The sequence below is a fragment of the Streptomyces sp. NPDC025618 genome (assembly GCF_055558795.1).
This window is the reverse complement of the sequence record NZ_JBVHLW010000074.1, coordinates 1-2381: the sequence shown is the minus strand read 5'-3', so window position 1 is coordinate 2381 and position 2381 is coordinate 1. Positions and strand designations below refer to the sequence as shown.

Annotated in this window: 2 protein-coding genes and 1 riboswitch; both genes read right to left on the bottom strand. The window is 73.8% G+C overall.

The features are described from left to right. Positions 1-224: 224 nt before the first annotated feature. The gene (locus ACZ4A5_RS30940) at positions 225-944 is read right to left on the bottom strand and encodes a GntR family transcriptional regulator (RefSeq protein ID WP_467591523.1); all 720 of its coding nucleotides are present in this window, start codon (positions 942-944) and stop codon (positions 225-227) included. A 225-nt stretch (positions 945-1169) separates the two neighbouring features. Continuing rightward, positions 1170-1973 (bottom strand): M23 family metallopeptidase, encoded by an 804-nt coding sequence (locus ACZ4A5_RS30935; protein WP_467591520.1) that lies wholly within the window; start codon positions 1971-1973, stop codon positions 1170-1172. A 13-nt stretch (positions 1974-1986) separates the two neighbouring features. Further along, positions 1987-2142: riboswitch (cyclic di-AMP (ydaO/yuaA leader) on the bottom strand. Between the last annotated feature and the right edge of the window lie 239 nt (positions 2143-2381).

The following is a 2381-nucleotide window of genomic DNA, read 5'->3' as shown; positions in this document are numbered from 1 at the left end:
TCCACTCGTAACCCCCCCCCCCAACCCACCCCCCCCCCCCCCCCCCCCCCCCCCCCCCCCCCCCCCCCCCCCCCCCCCCCCCCCCCCCCCCCCCCCCCCCCCCCGCTGTCGTTTTCCCGGCCCTGCGCTTTCCCCGTCGCCTCGCGGCCGGGTTTCGCGCCGGGCGCGCCGCTCGAATTCCGCCGGCGGCACGGCGGCAACGCTCCACGGATAACCGCCTGTTGTCAGGACGGGGCGGCCGCGGCGCGCACCGATTGTTTCGGATTCCGCGCCCGGACCGGGCGGACGGGCCTGCGCAGCCGGTATTCACCCGGCACGCGGTCGGCGCGTGTCGCGGCGAGGGCCCGCGCGCGGTCCGCGTCGCCCCGGGCGATCGCGTCGACGAGGGCACCGTGCGCCTCCCACGTGCGCACCGGCCGCAGGGGCGGCTCCGCCACGTACACCCAGGCGATCTTGAGCCGCAGCTGGGTGAGCAGCGCGGCGAGGCTGGGGCTGCCGGTGGCCTGGGCGAGCGTCTCGTCGAACCAGTCGTCCAGGGGCCGCAGTTCGCCGGTCCGGCCGGCCCGCGCGCGCTCCAGACCGAGCCTGACCAGCCCGCGGAGCACCTTGAGGTGGGCCTCGGTGCGGCGCTGCGCGGCGCGCGCGGCACCCAGGGGCTCCAGCAGGGCCCGGACGTCGAGCAGGTCGGCGGCCTCATGCTCGGTGGGTTCGGCGACGCAGGCGCCCGCGTGGCGGCGGGTGGTCACGAAGCCCTCGGAGGCGAGGGTGCGCAGGGCTTCGCGCACGGGCACGCGGGAGACGCCGTAGCGGCGGGCGAGCAGTTCCTCGATGAGCCTGCTGCCGGGCGGGAAGAAGCCGGAGACGATGTCGTCGCGGATCGCGGTGCACACGGCCTGCGTGGGAATTCCGCGGCTGTCCGGCACCGGCTTGTCATAGCCGTTCACGTACGGCCCCGCATGGGTGAACCTCCGCATTGACCCCCGCGAAACGCGGCCGATTGACGCCTGTCGGGCGACTCTATTGCAGGCGCCGGGAATTTCCGATGGCGCCGGTGAAGTCATCGGTACGTTTTGGCCAACACGAAGGCCCCGGTCGGTGACCGGGGCCTGGTGACGGGGAACGCCGCGCTACTCGGCGATACGGCGGTGAAAGCCGGGGCGCCTGGTGCGTCAGACGTTGACGCCGTGCGAGCGCAGGTACTCGACGGGGTCGATGTCGGAGCCGTAGGTGGGCGCGGTGCGGGCCTCGAAGTGCAGGTGCGGGCCGGTGACGTTGCCGGTGGCGCCGGAGAGGCCGATCTGCTGGCCCGGGGTGACCGTCTGGCCGACGCTGACGTCGATGGACGACAGGTGGCCGTACTGCGTGTAGGTGCCGTCGTTGTGCTGGATGACGACGTTGTTGCCGTACGCGCCGCCCCAGCCCGCCTCGACGACGGTGCCGGCGCCCACGGCGTGCACCGAGGTGCCCGACTCGGCGTGGAAGTCGACACCGGTGTGGCTGCCGGAGGACCACAGGCCGCTGGACGCCTTGTAGGCGGTGGAGACGTAGGAGCCGTCGATGGGCGCGACGAAGGCGTTGAGGCGCTTGCGCTCCTCGTCGCGGGCGATGCGCTCCTTCTCGGCGCGCTCGGCCTCCGCCTTGCGCTTGGCCTCGTCGGCCTTCTGCTTGACCTCGGCGGCCTGCTTCTTGGCGGCGGCCTCGGCCTGGAGGCGGGCGGCGGTCTCGTCCGCGGAGCTGCGCTGGATCTCGGCCTGCTCACCGACCCGGTCGGCGGTGTCGTCACCGATGACGATGGCCTGCGTCAGGCCGGTGTCCTCGACGCTCGGGGCGCCGTCGGTGGCGGCGAGCGCCGGCGCGGCGAACCCCGCGACGACACCGGTGGCCGTGAGGGTGGCTATGCCCGCGACGTTCGCTCCGACGCGGACGGCACGGGAGGGACGGCGGTGCTTACCGGTGGCACGGGTGAACGCCATGGGTACGGCTGATCCTTTCCTTCCTTCTCGCCTACCGGGTTAGCTGACGGGTTCGGAGCAGGAAGGTCTCCTACGGATCCCTCCGGAGAGGGGCCCGATTCACCCCAGGGACATGTGGGTCCCCGGCTCCCCTGGCTCGCGCCGTACGGGGACTCGGCGATGACTGTCCGGGGCCGCGGATGCGACTCACATCTGACGGGCAGCCGCCCTGACGCTAGACGCCGCCACTTTCGAACGGCAAACAGAAGGCGGAATTTGTGGCGTACGCCACAGCAGAGATATGCAACCACTCCACTAAATCGGACATAAGGGAGGCGGGGGGGGGGGGGGGGGGGGGGGGGGGGGGGGGGGGGGGGGGGGGGGGGGGGGGGGGGGGGGGGGGGGGGGGGGGGGGGGGGGGGGGGGGGG